The organism is Synechocystis sp. IPPAS B-1465, assembly GCF_003015225.1.
In the GTDB taxonomy this organism is placed as follows: domain Bacteria; phylum Cyanobacteriota; class Cyanobacteriia; order Cyanobacteriales; family Microcystaceae; genus Synechocystis.
On record NZ_CP028094.1, the window covers coordinates 163,819 to 181,057 of the forward strand.

16 protein-coding genes are annotated in these 17,239 nt (G+C 50.5%); 4 read left to right on the forward strand and 12 right to left on the reverse strand.

Annotation, left to right across the window (positions count from 1 at the left end; genetic code table 11):
• Window positions 1-218 precede the first annotated feature (218 nt).
• The 3 genes from C7I86_RS00780 to C7I86_RS00790 are packed head-to-tail and all read right to left on the reverse strand — an operon-like array spanning window position 219 to window position 4,334.
• Window positions 219-2,003, reverse strand: coding sequence for a diflavin flavoprotein (locus C7I86_RS00780; RefSeq protein WP_010871358.1), 1,785 nt, complete (start codon window positions 2,001-2,003; stop codon window positions 219-221).
• Window positions 2,004-2,052: 49 nt separating this feature from the next.
• A complete protein-coding gene (locus tag C7I86_RS00785; protein ID WP_010871359.1) occupies window positions 2,053-2,571 on the reverse strand; it encodes a phosphate-starvation-inducible PsiE family protein in 519 nt (172 codons plus the stop codon).
• Window positions 2,572-2,597: 26 nt separating this feature from the next.
• Complete coding sequence (locus tag C7I86_RS00790) at window positions 2,598-4,334, reverse strand: diflavin flavoprotein (RefSeq protein WP_010871360.1); 1,737 nt, start codon at window positions 4,332-4,334, stop codon at window positions 2,598-2,600.
• A 380-nt stretch (window positions 4,335-4,714) separates the two neighbouring features.
• On the opposite strand from C7I86_RS00790, the gene ctpB reads away from it, so the two are divergent.
• Window positions 4,715-6,103 (forward strand): carboxyl-terminal processing protease CtpB, encoded by a 1,389-nt coding sequence (gene ctpB / locus C7I86_RS00800; RefSeq protein ID WP_010871361.1) that lies wholly within the window; start codon window positions 4,715-4,717, stop codon window positions 6,101-6,103.
• 12 nt (window positions 6,104-6,115) lie between these two features.
• On the opposite strand, the gene C7I86_RS00805 is transcribed toward ctpB, so the two are convergent.
• On the reverse strand, window positions 6,116-6,748 hold the full coding sequence (locus C7I86_RS00805) for an L-threonylcarbamoyladenylate synthase (protein WP_010871362.1): 633 nt from the start codon (window positions 6,746-6,748) through the stop codon (window positions 6,116-6,118).
• A 5-nt stretch (window positions 6,749-6,753) separates the two neighbouring features.
• Between C7I86_RS00805 and larC the strand changes: the two genes are divergently transcribed.
• Window positions 6,754-8,022: a nickel pincer cofactor biosynthesis protein LarC gene (larC, locus tag C7I86_RS00810; protein ID WP_010871363.1), complete on the forward strand. Its 1,269-nt coding sequence runs from the start codon at window positions 6,754-6,756 to the stop codon at window positions 8,020-8,022.
• A gap of 98 nt (window positions 8,023-8,120) precedes the next feature.
• Here the strand turns inward: larC and C7I86_RS00815 are convergent, their stop codons facing one another.
• The 8 genes from C7I86_RS00815 to C7I86_RS00850 form a co-directional block, all read right to left on the reverse strand.
• On the reverse strand, window positions 8,121-9,065 hold the full coding sequence (locus tag C7I86_RS00815) for a F0F1 ATP synthase subunit gamma (protein ID WP_010871364.1): 945 nt from the start codon (window positions 9,063-9,065) through the stop codon (window positions 8,121-8,123).
• 130 nt (window positions 9,066-9,195) lie between these two features.
• The gene (gene atpA, locus C7I86_RS00820) at window positions 9,196-10,707 is read right to left on the reverse strand and encodes a F0F1 ATP synthase subunit alpha (RefSeq protein WP_010871365.1); all 1,512 of its coding nucleotides are present in this window, start codon (window positions 10,705-10,707) and stop codon (window positions 9,196-9,198) included.
• A 60-nt stretch (window positions 10,708-10,767) separates the two neighbouring features.
• Window positions 10,768-11,325, reverse strand: coding sequence for an ATP synthase F1 subunit delta (gene atpH / locus C7I86_RS00825; protein WP_010871366.1), 558 nt, complete (start codon window positions 11,323-11,325; stop codon window positions 10,768-10,770).
• Window positions 11,325-11,864: a F0F1 ATP synthase subunit B gene (locus C7I86_RS00830; RefSeq protein WP_010871367.1), complete on the reverse strand. Its 540-nt coding sequence runs from the start codon at window positions 11,862-11,864 to the stop codon at window positions 11,325-11,327. The genes atpH and C7I86_RS00830 overlap by 1 nt, the downstream gene beginning before the upstream one ends.
• Before the next feature lie 25 nt (window positions 11,865-11,889).
• Window positions 11,890-12,321 carry a F0F1 ATP synthase subunit B' gene (locus C7I86_RS00835; RefSeq protein ID WP_010871368.1) on the reverse strand — a complete coding sequence of 144 codons (432 nt, stop codon included), beginning with the start codon at window positions 12,319-12,321 and terminating at the stop codon, window positions 11,890-11,892.
• Between the two features lie 116 nt (window positions 12,322-12,437).
• On the reverse strand, window positions 12,438-12,683 hold the full coding sequence (gene atpE / locus C7I86_RS00840; RefSeq protein WP_010871369.1) for an ATP synthase F0 subunit C: 246 nt from the start codon (window positions 12,681-12,683) through the stop codon (window positions 12,438-12,440).
• 191 nt (window positions 12,684-12,874) lie between these two features.
• A complete protein-coding gene (gene atpB, locus C7I86_RS00845) occupies window positions 12,875-13,705 on the reverse strand; it encodes a F0F1 ATP synthase subunit A (RefSeq protein WP_010871370.1) in 831 nt (276 codons plus the stop codon).
• Window positions 13,706-13,773: 68 nt separating this feature from the next.
• On the reverse strand, window positions 13,774-14,280 hold the full coding sequence (locus tag C7I86_RS00850) for an ATP synthase subunit I (RefSeq protein WP_199303437.1): 507 nt from the start codon (window positions 14,278-14,280) through the stop codon (window positions 13,774-13,776).
• A 138-nt stretch (window positions 14,281-14,418) separates the two neighbouring features.
• Here C7I86_RS00850 and C7I86_RS00855 point away from each other — a divergent pair, with 138 nt between their 5' ends.
• Both C7I86_RS00855 and C7I86_RS00860 read left to right on the forward strand, forming a co-directional pair.
• Window positions 14,419-15,864 carry a YcjF family protein gene (locus C7I86_RS00855; RefSeq protein WP_010871372.1) on the forward strand — a complete coding sequence of 482 codons (1,446 nt, stop codon included), beginning with the start codon at window positions 14,419-14,421 and terminating at the stop codon, window positions 15,862-15,864.
• A 51-nt stretch (window positions 15,865-15,915) separates the two neighbouring features.
• The gene (locus C7I86_RS00860) at window positions 15,916-17,229 is read left to right on the forward strand and encodes a sensor histidine kinase KdpD (protein WP_010871373.1); all 1,314 of its coding nucleotides are present in this window, start codon (window positions 15,916-15,918) and stop codon (window positions 17,227-17,229) included.
• Window positions 17,230-17,239 lie beyond the last annotated feature (10 nt).

The window sequence follows — 17,239 nt, forward strand, 5'->3', positions numbered from 1 at the left end:
AAAACTGACGTCAGCATGGCATTGGGGGATTTAGGAATTGCTAACCTATGACCATAAACAGAAACACCGTTTTGCTCAGTTTAAAGCTGTTCTCACTTCCCACCCTGATGTCTGCCATAGCCAAGACGGCGATCGCCATCATTAGAAGCGTAAAGAAGTCCGAGATGGAAACTCAAGGTTAGAAACTGCTAGCGAGTTGATCACAACCATGACAGCGCCTAATATTGTCCCCCCGATTTGCGGTGTCGTATGGCAGTGATGCCGTTGGGTTGTAACACTTGTCCGGCCTGAACTGTTGCATAAACCAGGACATGATCGCCTATATTCGACCAAGATTGGACGAGGCATTCAAGATAAGCCAGCGCCTCCGCTAGAATCAGACAGCCATTCTGGGTTGAATAATGTTCCAATCTGCTGAAGGGATTATCCCCATCTTTCGGCAGGGGCTGGTGATCAAAATGACGCCGTACACTCCTACCTTCCTGCAGAAGATTGAGCACAAAAGCCTTATTTTGTCCGGCCAAACCGTAGGCATCAAATTCGCCCGGAATTGCGAGCATAATGCCAGGGGGAGTGAAGCTGGCTTGGGAAACCCAGGAGGTCAAAATCCCTTGATGGCGGCCAGTTGTTTGGGTTGTAACCACACCAATGGAGCCGATAATACGTCCCACTGCCTGCTGAGTGCGGTCAGCCTGGGTTTCGGTAGTGGCTTGACGGGCAATCCTCTGACGCTTGTGGGTACGGAGTTGCCGCGCGAAATTTGCGCCAGAGGTTGTGCAAACATCTAGGGCATCGAGATTGGGACTGAATTGGATGCGGATGGCCTCAAAGCCGAAGCGATAGCCGCCATCTTTTAGCTTATTTTCAATCAAATCAATAGCTTCACCGCTCCAGCCATAGGAACCAAAGACTCCGGCCAATTTAGTTTTGGTTGCGGAAGATAAAACAATCCCTAATGCCGTTTGGATTTGAACGGGGGCATGGCTCCCCAGGGTAGGAGAACCGACAATAAAACCATCACAGGCCTGAATTGCTTCGACAATTTCGTTTGGTTCTGCGATTTCACAGTTAATTGTTTCGACGGCAACACCGGCCTTGACTAATCCTTGGGCGATCGCCCGGGCCATGGTTGCTGTATTGCCATAGGCGGAAGCATAGATCAATGCTACTTTGAGGGTCTGGCTAGGTTGTTGTTGACACCATTGGCGATAATCACTGTACAGACGACTAAGGCTAAAACGAACCAAGGGGCCATGGCCAGGGGCAATCATTTTCAGCGTTAACGGATCAAACTGATCCAGTGCTGTTTCGACCTGTCTAGTTTGGGGAGCATGCAAACAATCAAAGTAAAAACGGCGATCGCCGCCTAATTGTCGCCAGTCCTCATCAAAAATGGCATCGCCACAAACATGCGTGCCAAACAACTTGTCACTAAAAAGAATCTGGCTACCTGCATCGTAGGCACATAAACCGTCAGGCCAGCGGGGGGTAGGCAAGGTCATCAACTGGAGCTTATGGCCCCGGCCCAAATCCAGCATGTCCTGGGACCGCACGGTCTGGAATCTTTCTTCCCAATGGGGAAAGGTGGCTTTAAGCACCTTCGCCGCAGGACGAGAACAAATAAGCTTGGCCTTGGTTGCCCGACGCAGTAATTGCTCCAGGGTAACCATGCGATTGGGATTAACATGGCTTGCAACAATGTAGTCAAGCTGGGCTAAATCCAAATATTTGGGTAATTCCGCTAGATACAAATCACAAAATGACTCTCCCGGAGGATCAATCAATGCCGTATGGTCGGCCTGAATCAGATAGGAATTAGAAGTAGTGCCCCGACGGCGACCATATTCCACCTCAAATTTAAGTCGATCCCAGAGGCGAGACCGTAACACTTTGGTTTGAGGGGCAATTTCCGCAACCTGAATATCCCGAGGCAGGGAAGCAACGAAAATTGAATCTGACGGACTATGCAAAGCTTGGGAAAGACCACCAATTGGAGAAATCATGGATTTAACCTCGAATAAAGACAAGAGGGAGCGGGGATGGTCAAGATAATCAAATTGATGGGGACTCCTTACCAGACTGACGAATTTGATGGCGGCGGGAGATTTCCCGTTCAGGATCGACCCCTTCAAACGTGGGGGGTAACCAAACCCGCACTACGAGCAAAACACCCAGAATGAGCAGAAATGAACAAGCTGCCAGCACTTGCTCCCAAGGCACTTCCAGAACGCCCCGGACAATAATTTCTCTTAGAACCGAAACAATTGAGACTTCCACTGCAACTCCGATGGAAACCCGGTGTTCCTGCAGATAAATAATCAGCAATCGAAACAGTTCCACTAAAATCAGCAGAAATAAAATGTCGGCGGTGACCCGGGGAAAATCCAGGGGAGGAAAAAGGGAGACAAACATTTCCCGCAACTGCATCACCATAAAACTGAACAGGCCGACGCAAAGGGAAATCACAATAAAGTCCTGCACCGTTTCCAGTAGACGCACCACCACGGCACGACTGAAATATAGGAGAGTAGGCTTTGCGTCCGAATCCACATTGGTTGAGAGGAGTTGCATGAGAAAATCCCAGGTAGAAGGTGAACTTAGTAGTGGTTGCCCAGTTTGCGGTGGTGAGTGGCGGTTAGGGCATTCAATTTGGCGACTCGTCCAGTTTGTATGGTGCTGTAGACCAACCAATGGTCATTGCCATCAAGACGGGAGGTAACCTCACATTCCAGATAAGCTAGGGTTTCCAACAGGATCGGAGAACCGTTCTGGGCAGGATAGGTGTTAACTCCGGCAAAGCGGTCTGCCCCTGGGGGAAAACGGAGGAGGAAATGGCGCATGAGGCTTTGATAGTTGTCCTCTTCCAGCACATTGAGCACGAAAGTATCGCCGGGATGGAGTAATGATTCGATCGCCCGGTCTTTGGCCACTGCAATGACAATGCCCAGGGGTTCAAAGCTGCCTTGAATCACCCAGGAAGCTAACATGGCACTCCGCACATCTCCCTTTTGAGCGGTTAAAATATACAGTCCAGTGCTGAGGCGACCGATCGCCTGATTGAGTTCTGGATCAAGGTCTGTATTTGCCTGCTGGGATTGTTTCTGGGTGAGGTACTGGCCCAGATCGGTACCCGCTTCACGGCAAAGCTGATCCGTGGCGGCCGTTGGTTCGGTCTTGAGCAAAATTGGCTCAAAGGCTTCTTGCAAACCCAATTCCTGGAAGCGATTGCGGAGGGGGTAAATGGGCTCATCCTGTCCTCCCCCGCTTTCAAACAGGCCGATAACTTGTTTGGGATGTACCGCCGCTAAAATGGTGCCCAACAAAGGGTCTAGGGTGGTTGAAGTGGAAGATTGGGGAGGCATACCAACCACCAGGCCTGCCGCACATTGGGCCAGGGTACGAACCTCGTGGGTATCCGCCACACTTAGATCGACTAGTTCAATGGCCACACCGGTTTTACTGATGCCATCGGCAATGGTCTGCACCAGGCGATCGCTCACCCCATACCCATCTACATAAAATAGGGCCACAAAGGTTTCAGCTTTGACCTGGTTTTGACTCCAGGCATCGTACTGTCCAAGCCAATGGGAAATGTGATGTTGCAATAGCGGCCCATGGCCCGTTGCCACTAGAACAACCTGCAGCGGTGCAATGCGTTTTAATGCCATCAACACCGAGCGGGCATTGGAGCCCATCAAGCAATTGTAATAGTATTGGAAATCAGGTTCGAGTCGTTCTGGCGTTTCATCGAAAAGGGAATCATCGCAATAGTGCATGCCAAAAACATCGCAGGTATAGAGTACCTGGGTACCCGAGTCATAGGTCAAAATTGTGTCGGGCCAATGCAAATTGGGCGCTGAAATAAATTGCAACTCATGGCCCTGGCCCAAATCCAGGCTGTGGCCACTTTTGACAATCTGTGACTCAAAAGGTCGGTGTACGAGCTTTTCCAAGAATTGGATGGCCACCTTGGAGCCCACCACCGTCACCTGGGGGGCCAGTTCTAAGAGGTCTGGAATCAGTCCACTGTGGTCTGGTTCTGTATGATTGACGATCAAATAGTCGAGACTTCTGAGATCAACTAGATCCTGCAACAGTTGCAAGTAGACGGCCTCAAACTTGCGATGGGACGTGTCGATGAGGGCCGTTTTTTCCCCTCGGATTAAAAATGAGTTGTAGGTTGTGCCATGGCGTAACTCAAACTCAATATCAAAGCGATCCCGATCCCAGTCAAGGCAACGAATCGCTGTGGTGTGGGCTGCAATGTCCGCGGTTTGGAGTGTTAAGCGGGGCTGGACAGCAGCAGAGGTTGGAGAATCAATTAGGGTAACCATAGAAAACTTTGTGGTTTTTCAAGCAAGTTCGCTGCTGACTTCTATGGTGCTGTGGATACTGGATTCTGTAAAATGTCAATATCTAAATAAAAAAATTAGTTTTTCTTATAACTAAAGTTTTAATTAATCAGTCAACTTAATCTATCGAGAGGGCTCTATGGCTTGGGTTAATATCGGCGGAGCCCATTGAGGCCAGTGAATGGAAGATGCCTTTTTTGGTGGCTCCATCTTGCCCACGAACTAGATTTTTCTTGCTAGGATTGGGCTTAAATGGTTTAGTCCCCCGTTTTTGGGAAGGAATTTTGCCCTCCGCCATGCCAGTGGCCCATTGCATCGGACTTGACTATTTGTCTGCCTCCCTTTGACCTACCCTGCCTTCCATGAGTCCCCATTTGCTTTGTCTTCGTCCTTTGGTTGCCGCTTTAGTCTTCGGTTTGGGTTTGGGCACTGCCCTCAGGCCCGCCCTCAGCGCTCCCAACGTGATCAACCCCGATAGTCCTACGTTGGCGACTCCCAAGGACAAAGATAGTGGTGTATCCGATAACGTTACCCTCCTGGAAAATAGTCCCAAGGCAGTGGTGGATGAGGTATGGCAGTTAGTCAATCAGCAATTTGTTGATAAGGACTTTAACCATTCCAACTGGTTGTCCAAACGCCAGGAATTATTAGGGCGCAATTACCAGGATAATGCTGAGGCTTACCGACAAATTGGGCGCATATTGAAGGATTTGAATGACCCCTATACCCGTTTTCTGTCTCCGGAGGAATTTGCCATCCTCAGCAGTCAAACATCAGGGGAAGCTTCCGGGGTAGGAATCCGGGTGTTGATGGATAAACGTAGTAGTGATTTGGTGGTGGTGGATGTGATGCGGGGCACCCCGGCTTTGAAAGCAGGCATTCGCCCTGGCGATCGCATTGTGCGCATCAATGGCCAACCGGCGGCTTTGATGTCCTTGGAGCAAGCCACAGAGGCAATTCAAGGGGAGATTGGCACCGAATTGAGCCTGCAACTTTCCCGCCCCAAAAGCGGTGTTTTCAGTGTCACCCTCAAACGAGAAAATATCGAAATTGATTCTGTGACCTATAACGTCAAGGAAGAAGGGGAATTACGGGTGGGCTACATCCGCCTGGATGAATTTAGCTCCCATTCCGCTGAGCAGATGGAAAAGGCCATTACGGAACTCAATAAAAGTCGCATTAGCGGCTATGTGCTAGACCTACGGGGTAACCCAGGGGGCTTGTTACTTTCCAGCATTGACATTGCCCGTCTGTGGCTCAACCGGGGGGAAATCGTCAGTACTATTGACCGGCGGGGAGGCGATCGCCATTTTTCAGCCAACGGCAGAAGTCTCACGGATTTACCCTTAGTGGTGTTGGTTAATGAGCGGTCCGCCAGTGCCAGTGAAATTTTGGCCGGGGCATTGAAAGAACAGGGAAGGGCCACGGTGGTGGGTACTGCTACCTATGGGAAAGGTACGGTGCAATCGGTTAACACTTTGTCCGACGGCTCCGGTTTGGCGGTTACCATTGCTCGTTACTATCCCCCCAGTGGCACCGACATTAATCGAAAAGGCATCAGTCCCGACATTCATTTGGATATTTCCAACGATACCAAGCTACAGTTTCGTAACGACCCAGAATTAATGGCCACGGAGATTGATCCGCAGTATCAGCGGGCTATTAGTGTGTTGCGCCAACATCGCCATAGCCTGGGGCTGCCGCCGGCCAAAGACCTGGGCATAGGGTTATTGGAGCCCAGTCAACTTTAATCAAATTCCGCACTAAAACAAATCTCGCAGGGTTTCCCAACCCAGCCCTTCCCGCACCACTTTGGGTTCTTTGTCGGTGAAATCAATAATGCTGGAAGTTTGATAGCCCGGCTCCCGGTCATCGTCAATGATGATGTCCACCAATTTGTCAAATAGGTCAAACAGTTTCGCCTTTTCCGCCATAACAAACTCATCTTGATCCGGCAAATGGGCAGAGGTGGAGATGATCGGATTGCCCAGGCTTTGCAGAATTTCTTGGCAAATAGGGCGATCGGGCACCCTTATGCCGGTGGTTTTTCGCTTCGGCTCCACCACTAGCTTGGGCACTTGCTTGGTGGCCGGAAGAAGAAAAGTATAGGGTCCAGGTATTAACTTACGCATGAGTCGATAGGCATCGTCCGCCACCACTGCATATTCCGCAATGTTAGACAGGGACGAACACAAAAACGTTAACGGTTTATTATTGGAGAGTTGCTTCAGTTGTCTAACCCGTTGAACGGCATTTTTATCGTTGAGGTCACAACCGATGGCATAGACCGTGTCGGTGGGGTAAAGCATAATTGCCCCCTGGCGGAGACTTTTGCAAATCATTTCCACAGTGCGTTGTTGGGGGGTTTCGGGGTGAAGATTATAAAAGGTGGCCATTTTTTATGGGTTTGATTGCCTATTTTGACTGTCCCACAGGGATTTCTGGTGATATGTGCCTGGGGGCTTTGGTGTCGGCGGGGGTTCCCCTAGAATACCTGATGGAGAAACTGGCTCCGTTGGGTTTAACAGATGAATATCGCTTGACGGCGGGTCTGGTGCAAAAACAAGGTCAGGCCGCCACCAAGGTAGAAGTAAAACTCCTTAATGACCACCACTCCCACGGCCCTGGTCACCATGGAATGCGTCATCTACCAGAAATAGAACAGTTAATCAAACAGGCTAATTTACCTGCTCGGGTCAGTCGCTGGAGTTTGGCCATTTTCCATCAACTGGCGATCGCCGAAGGGGAAGTCCACGGCATTGAGCCAGAGGCAGTACATTTCCATGAAGTAGGGGCCACCGATGCCATTGTGGACATTGTGGGTACCTGTTTGGGGCTGGATTATCTAGGGATCGATCAATGTTACTGGTCTGCTTTGCCCACGGGCAGTGGTACGGTGCGGGCCGCCCATGGGGATTTACCGGTTCCAGTCCCGGCGGTATTAAAACTTTGGCAAACTCGCCAAGTACCAGTTTACGACAATGGTTTGACGGGGGAATTGGTTACTCCCACCGGAGCGGCGATCGCCGTTACCCTAGCTAGCCAATTTGGCCCTAAACCCCCATTGAATCTGCACAAAGTCGGGCTGGGCGCAGGGAGTAAAGACTTCCCATTGGCCAATATTCTCCGGCTCTGGATCGGAACAGAAATTACGCCCCACAATCACCCCCTATCTTCGGAAGCTCCCTTTGGTCAACTGGAAACCATCACTGTACTAGAAACCCAATTGGATGACATCCAACCCCAGGCAGTGGGTTATCTGCTGGAAAGTTTGCTACACCAAGGGGCGATCGATGTTTTTACCCAGGCGATCGCCATGAAAAAATCCCGCCCTGGCATTTTACTCACTGTCCTCTGTGCGCCAGAAAATCAAAATCACTGCCTCAATTTACTGTTCCGGGAAACCACTAGCCTTGGTGTGCGGGTGCGCCAACAACAACGCTACGCCCTAGAGCGGGAATGGCAAACCGTAGTTATTCCCCATGGTCCCATCCGCATAAAAGTAGCCTACGGTTATCAAGCCGGTAAAAAAATTATTCTCAATGCCCACCCAGAATTTGCCGACTGTGCCGCCCTTGCTAAAGCCACCGGCCAACCCTGGCAGTTGATTCACCAACAGGCGATCGGCGCTTGGTCAAATCTCAACAAAGAATTGTCACCTGAATCTTAATATCAGTATGTCCGAAGCGTTAGAGAGGCATGAAGGCCCTGAAGTAAAAAACTCCCGCTAGTTCAAGCAGGAGTGCAACGAAAAGATCACTAAATGGGTTAGAGGGAATTAGCCCCTGCTACCACTTCCAACAATTCTTGGGTAATGGCCGCCTGCCGGGCTTTGTTATAGGACAGGGTCAAAGTCCCGATCAACTGTCCAGCGTTGTCACTGGCATTACTCATGGCTGTCATTCGAGCCGCCAACTCACTGGCGGCGGATTCCTGCAAAGCCCGCAATAACTGGTTGGTGTTGTACAGGGGCAACAGCGCTTCCAGAATTTGCACTGGATCCTGTTCAAAAATCATATCTTGAGGAAAACTTTCCACCGGAGCTTCCACTTTTTCCCGTTCCACTTGGAATTTGCCACCCCTGGTAATCAGGCGAAAAATCTCGTCATCAGGGGCTTCCAATCCTTGGGGAGAGAGGGGGAACAGGGTTTGTACAACAGGTTGGGAGCTAATTAGGGAGACAAACCGAGTGTAAATTAATTCCACCCGATCCACCGTTTCAGATACGAATAGAGCCACTAGGGAATCGGCAATCTGAGCCGCTTCGGATGCATTGGGAATTTGCTCCAAATTGGCATAGCTGGCGGCTACATCATAGTCCCGCCGGCCAAAATATTGCTTGGCTTTACTGCCCACCAGTACCAGCTTGACGGCAATGCCTTGGTTTTTTAATTCCTTGGCCCGTTGCTCAGCCCGCTTAATTGCGTTGACGTTATAACCACCGCACAAACCCCGATCGCCGGTGACCACCAGAAGGGCTACCGCTTTAGGTTCCCGCTGTTCAAACAAAGGTAATTCGGTTTCCGCAAAGGAAAGACGATTTTGTAGGTTATAAAGGACCTGGGCTAAAGCATCGGCAAACGGACGGGTAGAAAGCACCTGTTCCTGGGCACGGCGCACCTTAGCGGCCGCCACCAGACGCATCGCTTCAGTAATTTTTTTTGTATTTTTGACCGACTGAATCCGGTCACGAATCGCTTTAAGGTTAGGCATAGGACGTTACACCCGTTAAATTTATCTTTTTTAATGTTCTGGAGCCTAAATATGAGTCCCTAAAACCAGGGGCGGGGAAAAGTAGAGCTTAGCCCTAGCCCTTTCCCCAACTCACCGACTTGGGCATTGATTAGGCGGCAAAACCTTGGGTGAATTCTTTGATCCCTTCTTTCAACAAAGTTTCTGCTTCGTCGGTCAAAGCTTTGGAGCTATTGATAATTTCTACGTACTTGGCTTTGTTGGCCTTGAGGTAATCCCGCAGACCCTGGGCAAATTCAGTCACTTTGTCCACAGGAATGGTGTCGATGTAACCATTTAAACCGGCATAGCTAATGGCCACCTGTTCCCACACGGACAAGGGGGAATTTTCTGGTTGCTTCAACAATTGACGCAACCGTTGACCCCGGGCCAATTGGGCTTGGGTGGCGGCATCCAAATCAGAGGCAAACTGGGAGAAGGCTTCCAACTCAGCAAACTGAGCTAGTTCCAGTTTCAATTTACCAGCCACTTTTTTCATGGCTTTGGTTTGGGCGGCGGAACCAACCCGGCTCACTGAAATACCAGCGTTAATAGCAGGACGGAAGCCAGCGTTGAAAAGGTCAGTGGAAAGGAAAATTTGACCATCGGTAATGGAAATTACGTTGGTGGGAATGTAGGCAGATACGTCTCCAGCCTGGGTTTCAATCACCGGTAGGGCGGTCATGCTACCACCGCCGAGGGCATCACTCAATTTGGCGGCCCGCTCCAACAAACGGGAGTGGATGTAGAACACATCACCGGGGTAAGCTTCCCGACCGGGGGGACGACGCATCAACAGGGACATCTGACGGTAAGCCTGGGCTTGCTTGGACAAATCGTCATAGATTACCAAGGTGCTCTTGCCTTGATACATAAAGTGTTCCGCCAAGGTGGCACCGGTGTAGGGGGCCAAATATTGCAGAGTGGCGGGGTCGTTGGCGTTGGCGGCCACCACAATGGTATAGGCCATGGCACCTTTTTCCGTCAGGGTGTCAATGATTTGAGCGACGGTGGAAGCTTTTTGACCGATCGCCACGTAAACACAAATTACGTCTTCGGACTTCTGGTTAATGATGGTGTCAATGGCGATTGCCGTTTTACCGGTCTTACGGTCCCCAATGATCAACTCCCGCTGACCCCGACCAATGGGAATCATGGCATCAATGGCGGTGATGCCGGTTTGCATAGGTTCACAAACGGACTTCCGTTCAATAATTCCAGGGGCCGGGGATTCCAACAAACGGGTAGCGGTGGAACTGATGGGGCCTTTACCGTCGATGGGACGACCGAGGGAATCCACCACCCGGCCCACCATGGCATCCCCAATGGGAATTTGGGCAATCTGACCAGTGGTTTTAACGGTACTGCCCTCTTGGATACCAAAACCATCCCCCATCAATACCGCCCCAACATTGTCCTCCTCTAGGTTTAGGGCAATGCCGATGGTGCCATCTTCAAATTCCAGTAACTCCTGGGACATTACCTGTTCCAGCCCATAGATCCGAGCCGTACCGTCCCCCACCTGGAGCACCGTTCCCACATTGGAAACCTGGACGCTTTGGTCGTAGGACTCAATCTGTTGGCGGATAATACTGCTAATTTCGTCGGGTCTAATGCTTACCATAGTCTTAATTTTCCGTTGAAAAAGTGAATATAAAGGGTCGCTAGGCGACTAAATTAACTGCTAGAGGGCGGTCCCAAGACTTAAACCCACCCGGCGGAGTTGACCCCGTAAACTGGAATCAAACACCTGGGAACCCACTTTGATGACAATGCCACCGAGGATGTCGCCGTCTACTTTGGTTTCTAGTTCCACCGCCTGGGCCCCGGTGAGTTGCTTAACTCTTTCCTTCACCTGATCCTTTTGGGCATCGGTGAGTTTGAGGGCGGAGGTGACCTCTGCCAAGACCGTATTGGTGAACTGCCGCAACAGGGCGAGGTACTGCTCACAAATGGCTTCGAGGAAAACAATCCGGCGTTTATCCACCAACAACATTAAGAAGTTGAGAAGATAGCCATTGCCCCCGTCCCCCAGCACGGAGCGGAGCACGGATTTTTTATCTTCGTCCTTGACTACGGGGCTAGAAAGCACCGCCGACAGATCGGGAGAATCTTGGAGCAGGGTCAACAGAGAGCGCAAGTTGTCCCCGAAAACTTCAGTTAAATTCTGCTGTTGGGCCAATCCTATCAACGCCTGGGCGTAGGGTTCAGCAATCTTACTACTGTATAAGGAACCTTTCATTAGCGACCTCCCAATTGGGCAATACTGCGTTCGATTAACCGATCCTGGGTGTCTTCATTCAGGCGATCGCGCAGGTCAGCTTCAGCCTTGGCCACAGCCTGTTCGGCAATACGACGCTTGAGTTCAGCAATCACCCGTTCCTGCTCAGCTCCCAAATCCTGGGCCGCTGCTTCCTGCATCCGCCGCAGATCCGCTTCCGTCTGGGTCGCAATTTCTTGTTTAGCCACCTCTGCCCGTTGCCCAGCTTCTTGGACAATGCGGGCCGCTTCGGCTTTGGCTTGGGCTAGCTTTTTCTCTTCCTCCGCTAAAATCTGAGCAGATTTACGTTGGCGAGTTTCCGCTTCTTCAATGGCATCAGCAATTTTTTGGCGGCGATCGCCAAGGATTTTACCCAAGGTTTTCGGCGCATAGTAAATAATAATTCCCAGCAAAATGGCCAGGTTAAAGAGGTTGGCTTCCAGAAAATCTAAATTGATTCCAAACCCCCCTTCCCCCGCCTCATGGGCTTCGGCCGCTAGGATGAACAAGGTATTAAGCATAATGGCAACTAGATCTATAGGGCACTTATTTAATCAATTCAGGGCCTAACAATTTGTGCAAAATCTGATTACTCAGGGCCGCCACCTCCTGTTCTAAAGAACTCAGAGCCGACTGCCGTTGGGCCTCAATTTCTTGCGCCGCCGTTTCCTTTTGCCGTTGGGATTCCCGTTGGGCCTCCGCAATCTTTTCCGCCGCCAAGCGCCTAGCTTCAGCTTGGGCATCAGCGATCACAGCTTGGGACTGCCGACGGGCATCGGTAATCTGTTGCTCATACTCCTGGGTAATCGCCTTGGCCTTGGCTAACCGCTCCCGGGCATCCTCTTCATTGGTGCGAATGTAATCAGCCCGCTCATCCAAAACCTTATTCATTGGCTTGTAGAAAATAGCATTGAGCAGGAACGCGAGAACCACGAACTGCAATGCCATCAGGGGCAGGGTGGCATCAAAATCAAACATTGTTTTACAAAAACTAGGTCAGGGATTAGCGGAATAATCCCCACAAACCCAACGCATAGCGGATTGGCGGGGGGAGGAGACGCGATCAACTCACGTCTCGGGCTACGAATCCTTCCTTACGCAAAGGGGTTGGCGAACAACAATACGAGGGCAATAACCAGACCGTAAATTGTTAAGGATTCCATAAAAGCCAGGGTCAACAGCAAGGTACCCCGAATTTTTCCTTCAGCTTCAGGCTGGCGAGCAATACCAGAAACGGCTTGACCAGAGGCGTTACCTTGACCAATACCAGGGCCGATCGCCCCTAAACCAACAGCAAGGGCAGCGGCAATGACAGAAGCAGCAGCAACGGTAGAATCCATAATTTTTTCCTTTTAGCTAACAAAACGACAGTAAAGTTTAGGATTTTTGGAGTGAACTTTCGCCAGATTCAAAACATCTCTGGGAAAAGGGCAACTCCTGGGGTGAGCATTGGCCAAGGTAAGCATCGGTTAGGAGAGATCAACCGCAAGGGGTCAAACCACCATGGCCGCAGATATCTTACACCGGAGGGCTAATGCTCTTCACCTTCAGACTCGATCGCCTCATGGATATAGGCTCCGGCTAAAGTGGCAAACACCAAGGCCTGGATTGCACTGGTGAACAATCCCAATGCCATCAGGGGTAAAGGTACAAGTAAAGGGACCAGCAGTACAAGCACTGCCACCACCAACTCGTCCGCAAGGATGTTACCAAATAAACGGAAGCTCAGGGAAAGGGGCTTCGTGAAGTCTTCTAAAATCTTGATGGGTAAGAGAACGGGAATGGGTTGCACGTAGTTGGCGAAATAGCCCAACCCCTTCTTACGGAGACCTGCATAGAAGTAGGCCAAGGAGGTAAGCAACGCCAGGGCAACAGTTGTATTGATATCATTGGTGGGGGCTGCCAATTCAGCTCCGTCGGGGATGTGAATTAGCTTCCAAGGCAAGAGGGCCCCGGACCAGTTAGATACAAAAATAAACAGAAACAATGTGCCGATAAACGGTAGCCAAGGACGGTATTCCTTTTCCCCCAATTGGTTCCGTGCCAGATCCCGGAGGAACTCCAGCACGTATTCCATGAGGTTTTGGATGCCGCTGGGAACCCGTTGCACATTTCGCGTAGCCGCGAGGGAAGCAATTACCAGCAATAAAATGACAAACCAAGAGGTTGCAAATGTTTGCCCGTGTAATTTGAGGTTCCCAATTTCCCAATACCACTGCTGACCCACTTCCAGGGCAGCTAGAGGAAACAAATTTAAAACACTCAAACCAGCTAACATTGTTATTCGGTGAGATTGACGGGGTAAAGAGGAAAGCTGTTGGCCCTCAACAAACCTGAGCAACCAGGAGAGGCTCCCTTGCATAAACTAGGAGGTACTGTCCTGGGGCCAAGCCAGTCCATAGCCCAGACCTTTCTTCAACCTCTCATCGTCTAATCCGCTGCGGGCGTAAACACGCTTTGCAGCATATAGAAAATGATCGCAGCTTTATAGGTTAGGAATCCCAGAAAAATAGGCAAAACCTCGAGGTTTTCCCTTTGGGTGGCAATGATGATGAGCCCAACAAAAACTGCTAAGCCTTTCACCCCAGCCCGCCCAGACTGGGCTCCGATCCTTTCCACATCTTTTGCCAATAGCTTGAGATATACCAGCCCCACCAGTGCTCCGAGCAAATAATTTAAAGCTATATTGAGGGAATAGACCCAGACAACACAGACAAAAATTATCGCCGTAGCTACCAGGGTCCAGGTCAACAACTGCCGTTGCAACCGGTAAAAGTCAGCCATTCCGTTATCCACTACCGTTTCCGCTTCCATAAGCTTCGGGGCAGGAGCACTAGGAAAATTTTGACCCTCGGACGATGGAGTTGGCGGTGTCACACTCTGACTACTAGCAAGGTGAGAAATGGAGTTTGGGCAACGGTCTTCCTTGGTAATCAAGGACCACCTACCCTAAGCCAGAAGCGATCATATCACGCTGTCGCAACGGATTCTTAGTTTTTTGTTTTTTGCCTAGACCCCCAACAAGGACGGCAATCCCCCTGGCGATCGCCAAAGAAAATTGCCAAGATCACCTAGGTGGCTGATTCTGATCATTATCCAAGGCCTACCAGTTGCCCCTATCCCGTCCAGCGTTTTTTCCCAGCGGCTATGGTTCTTCCCCCCAATTCTCCCCAGCCCGAGGTCAACGAAGCCAAAAATCCAGACGAAATTGACCAGGAAATTATTACCCATCCCAATCCCTCCCTAGCCCCGTCCGAACAATCAGAGCAAACTTGGCCAATCCATACCTGGTGGCAAAGTACTCGTCAGCATTTCCAAAATCTCCTTCCCCTGAAATATTGGAAAAAAAAGCTTCTGGACCGCCTCTGGGTGGATGAAGCCGAAATTGCCGACATCTTGACCCAATTGCGCCGGGAATTACCCACCACGGAAGCCCTACTGATCGGTAAACCCCAATCCGGGAAAAGCTCCCTGGTGCGGGGATTAACTGGGGCCTCCGCCGCCATTGTCGGCCAGGGTTTCCAGCCCCATACCCAAAATACGGCCCGCTATGCCTATCCTTCCCCCGAACTTCCCCTATTAGTTTTCACCGACACCGTTGGCTTAGGAGATTTGGGCCACGACACCCAATCCCTAATCGAGGAGCTCAAGGTGGAGTTGGCGGCCCCGGGGGAAGTTAATCCAGCGACGAAAATTTTACTGCTCACGGTCAAAATTACCGATTTTGCCACCGACACTCTCCAGCAAATTATTCAGGATTTAAAAACTGCCTATCCGCAAATTCCCTGCCTGTTGGTGGTGACCTGTCTCCATGAAATTTATCCCCACCCAAGGGATGACCATCCGCCTTATCCCCCCGACCAACCAGAAATAGAACGGGCTTTTGCGGCCATTACCAGCAATTTTGCTCCCTGGGTTGACGGAGCCGTGATGGTGGATTTTACCAGGGAAGAAGATGGCTATAACCCTGAGTTCTATGGTCTAACGACCCTGCGCGATCGCCTGGCGGAGAGATTACCTAAAGCAGAAGCTCAAACCCTCCATCAACTTTTGGATGGGGAAACGGGTAAACGACTGGGGAACATTTACCGGGATGTGGCCCGCCGGTATATTTTGGCCTTTTCTATCATGGCGGCAACCCTGGCCGCAGTGCCTCTCCCCTTTGCAACGATGCCAGTGTTGACGGCGCTCCAAGTTTCCTTGGTGGGACTGCTGGGCAAACTGTACGGCCAAGTGTTAACCCCTTCCCAGGCAGGGGGAGTGGTCAGTGCCATTGCGGGGGGATTTTTGGCACAAGCAGTGGGGCGAGAACTGATCAAATTTGTGCCGGGATTTGGTTCCGTGGTGGCGGCATCCTGGGCGGCAGCCTATACCTGGTCTTTGGGGGAGGGAGCCTGCGTCTATTTTGGCGATTTGATGGGGGGGAAAAAACCAGATCCCCAAAAGATCCAAGCGGTGATGCGAAATGCTTTCCAAGAAGCCCAAAACCGATTTAAAAATCCCCCCAGTGGCCATAATTAGGTTAGGTTCTCCCAAGGCCATGGCCACAAAAAATTGGAGCGATCACCATCCATGTTCAGATTTGTTCAGGGGCAGGCCCCCCATGCCCTGCACACGTTGGGAACGGGGGCGGCACTTAGTTGGTTTAAAAGTATTTGTCTGATTTTGGCGGATAACCAGATTCAGTGCCGTGTTTGGGCTAAGTTTAATGGGCAATCCCCCTGGCAAAAGGCGATCGCCGACTATAGTCAAACGGGGTTATTGAGCCATTTATATTGGTGTCGTTCCGGGGGGGAACCGGGGCCGGTGGCGGGATTGGGACTGAACCTAAAAACAACTATCAGTCCATTGCTTTTAGAAGTTGATACCCATTGGCACGGGGAAAGTTTTTTTTGTTTTCTCAGTTCGGACATCAGCCTGTTAATTTTGCTGAATGAATCCCCAGAAAACCCCAAAGTGGTAAATATTTTGCAAAGCTTTTCCCCCCGGTTGATTGGACATTTTTTGAGTCAACTAAAGCAATTATTGGTGGTGGCGGACGATTTACCAGTGGATTTGTTCGCAACGGAAGAACTCCCCCCCAGCGCTGATTTAGATCTGGTTAACCAATTGGTGCAAGGGATGGGACCACCCCTTAGAAAAAGTACGGCCGATGATCCTAAGCCGTCAAATTACACGGCGATCGCCAACTCCTTTGGAATTAGTTTAATTAGAGAATTGGGTATTCCCCTGACCAATGCGAAAACAGCTTTACAATTGCTGGAATCTTTTCAACAAAAAAAGGAACTCCGCCAGCGATATTTAGACTTAATTAGGCAAAACTGCGATCGCCAAACGGATTTGATCACTGGCTTGCAGGACTTGTTGGAAATTGATGCCACTGCCCCCTCCCCGGAATCGGTGCCCATTGCCGATTGCATTAGGAGTGTAATCGGTATTTACCAACCCATTGCCGCTGAAAAATCAATCACCTTAAATTCCACTGTGGTAGAAAACTGTCCTCCAGTGGCCTGTTCTCGGGCGGATTTGCAAGCCATACTGCAAAGATTGCTGGAAAATGCCCTGCAATTCACTGACCCTGGGGGGCAGGTACAAATTAAAGCCTATCACCAGGGATTTCAGGTGGAAATTGTGGTGAATGATAATGGTTGTGGCATTGCCATGGCGGACATTCCCCATTTATTTGATTGTTTTTTCCGGGGTCAAAATACGTCCTCGGCAACCCAGGGAGCGGGGCTTGGTTTGACCATTGTCCATCGCCTAGTGGAACGTTGGAGCGGCAAAATTACTGTCCACAGTCGCCCCAAACAAGGTAGTAATTTCCACATTTTTTTGCCAGCTATGGTGGATAATTCCCTCGGCCACCGTTTTGTCCTCAGTAACTAGGTTTTACGCT

Bases quoted from the DNA above. Each gene is read 5' to 3' on its own strand.
- C7I86_RS00780 (WP_010871358.1), bottom strand. From the start codon at position 2,003: ATGATTTCTCCAATTGGTGGTCTTTCCCAAGCTTTGCATAGTCCGTCA.
- C7I86_RS00785 (WP_010871359.1), bottom strand. From the start codon at position 2,571: ATGCAACTCCTCTCAACCAATGTGGATTCGGACGCAAAGCCTACTCTC.
- C7I86_RS00790 (WP_010871360.1), bottom strand. From the start codon at position 4,334: ATGGTTACCCTAATTGATTCTCCAACCTCTGCTGCTGTCCAGCCCCGC.
- ctpB (WP_010871361.1), top strand. From the start codon at position 4,715: ATGAGTCCCCATTTGCTTTGTCTTCGTCCTTTGGTTGCCGCTTTAGTC.
- C7I86_RS00805 (WP_010871362.1), bottom strand. From the start codon at position 6,748: ATGGCCACCTTTTATAATCTTCACCCCGAAACCCCCCAACAACGCACT.
- larC (WP_010871363.1), top strand. From the start codon at position 6,754: ATGGGTTTGATTGCCTATTTTGACTGTCCCACAGGGATTTCTGGTGAT.
- C7I86_RS00815 (WP_010871364.1), bottom strand. From the start codon at position 9,065: ATGCCTAACCTTAAAGCGATTCGTGACCGGATTCAGTCGGTCAAAAAT.
- atpA (WP_010871365.1), bottom strand. From the start codon at position 10,707: ATGGTAAGCATTAGACCCGACGAAATTAGCAGTATTATCCGCCAACAG.
- atpH (WP_010871366.1), bottom strand. From the start codon at position 11,325: ATGAAAGGTTCCTTATACAGTAGTAAGATTGCTGAACCCTACGCCCAG.
- C7I86_RS00830 (WP_010871367.1), bottom strand. From the start codon at position 11,864: ATGCTTAATACCTTGTTCATCCTAGCGGCCGAAGCCCATGAGGCGGGG.
- C7I86_RS00835 (WP_010871368.1), bottom strand. From the start codon at position 12,321: ATGTTTGATTTTGATGCCACCCTGCCCCTGATGGCATTGCAGTTCGTG.
- atpE (WP_010871369.1), bottom strand. From the start codon at position 12,683: ATGGATTCTACCGTTGCTGCTGCTTCTGTCATTGCCGCTGCCCTTGCT.
- atpB (WP_010871370.1), bottom strand. From the start codon at position 13,705: ATGCAAGGGAGCCTCTCCTGGTTGCTCAGGTTTGTTGAGGGCCAACAG.
- C7I86_RS00860 (WP_010871373.1), top strand. From the start codon at position 15,916: ATGTTCAGATTTGTTCAGGGGCAGGCCCCCCATGCCCTGCACACGTTG.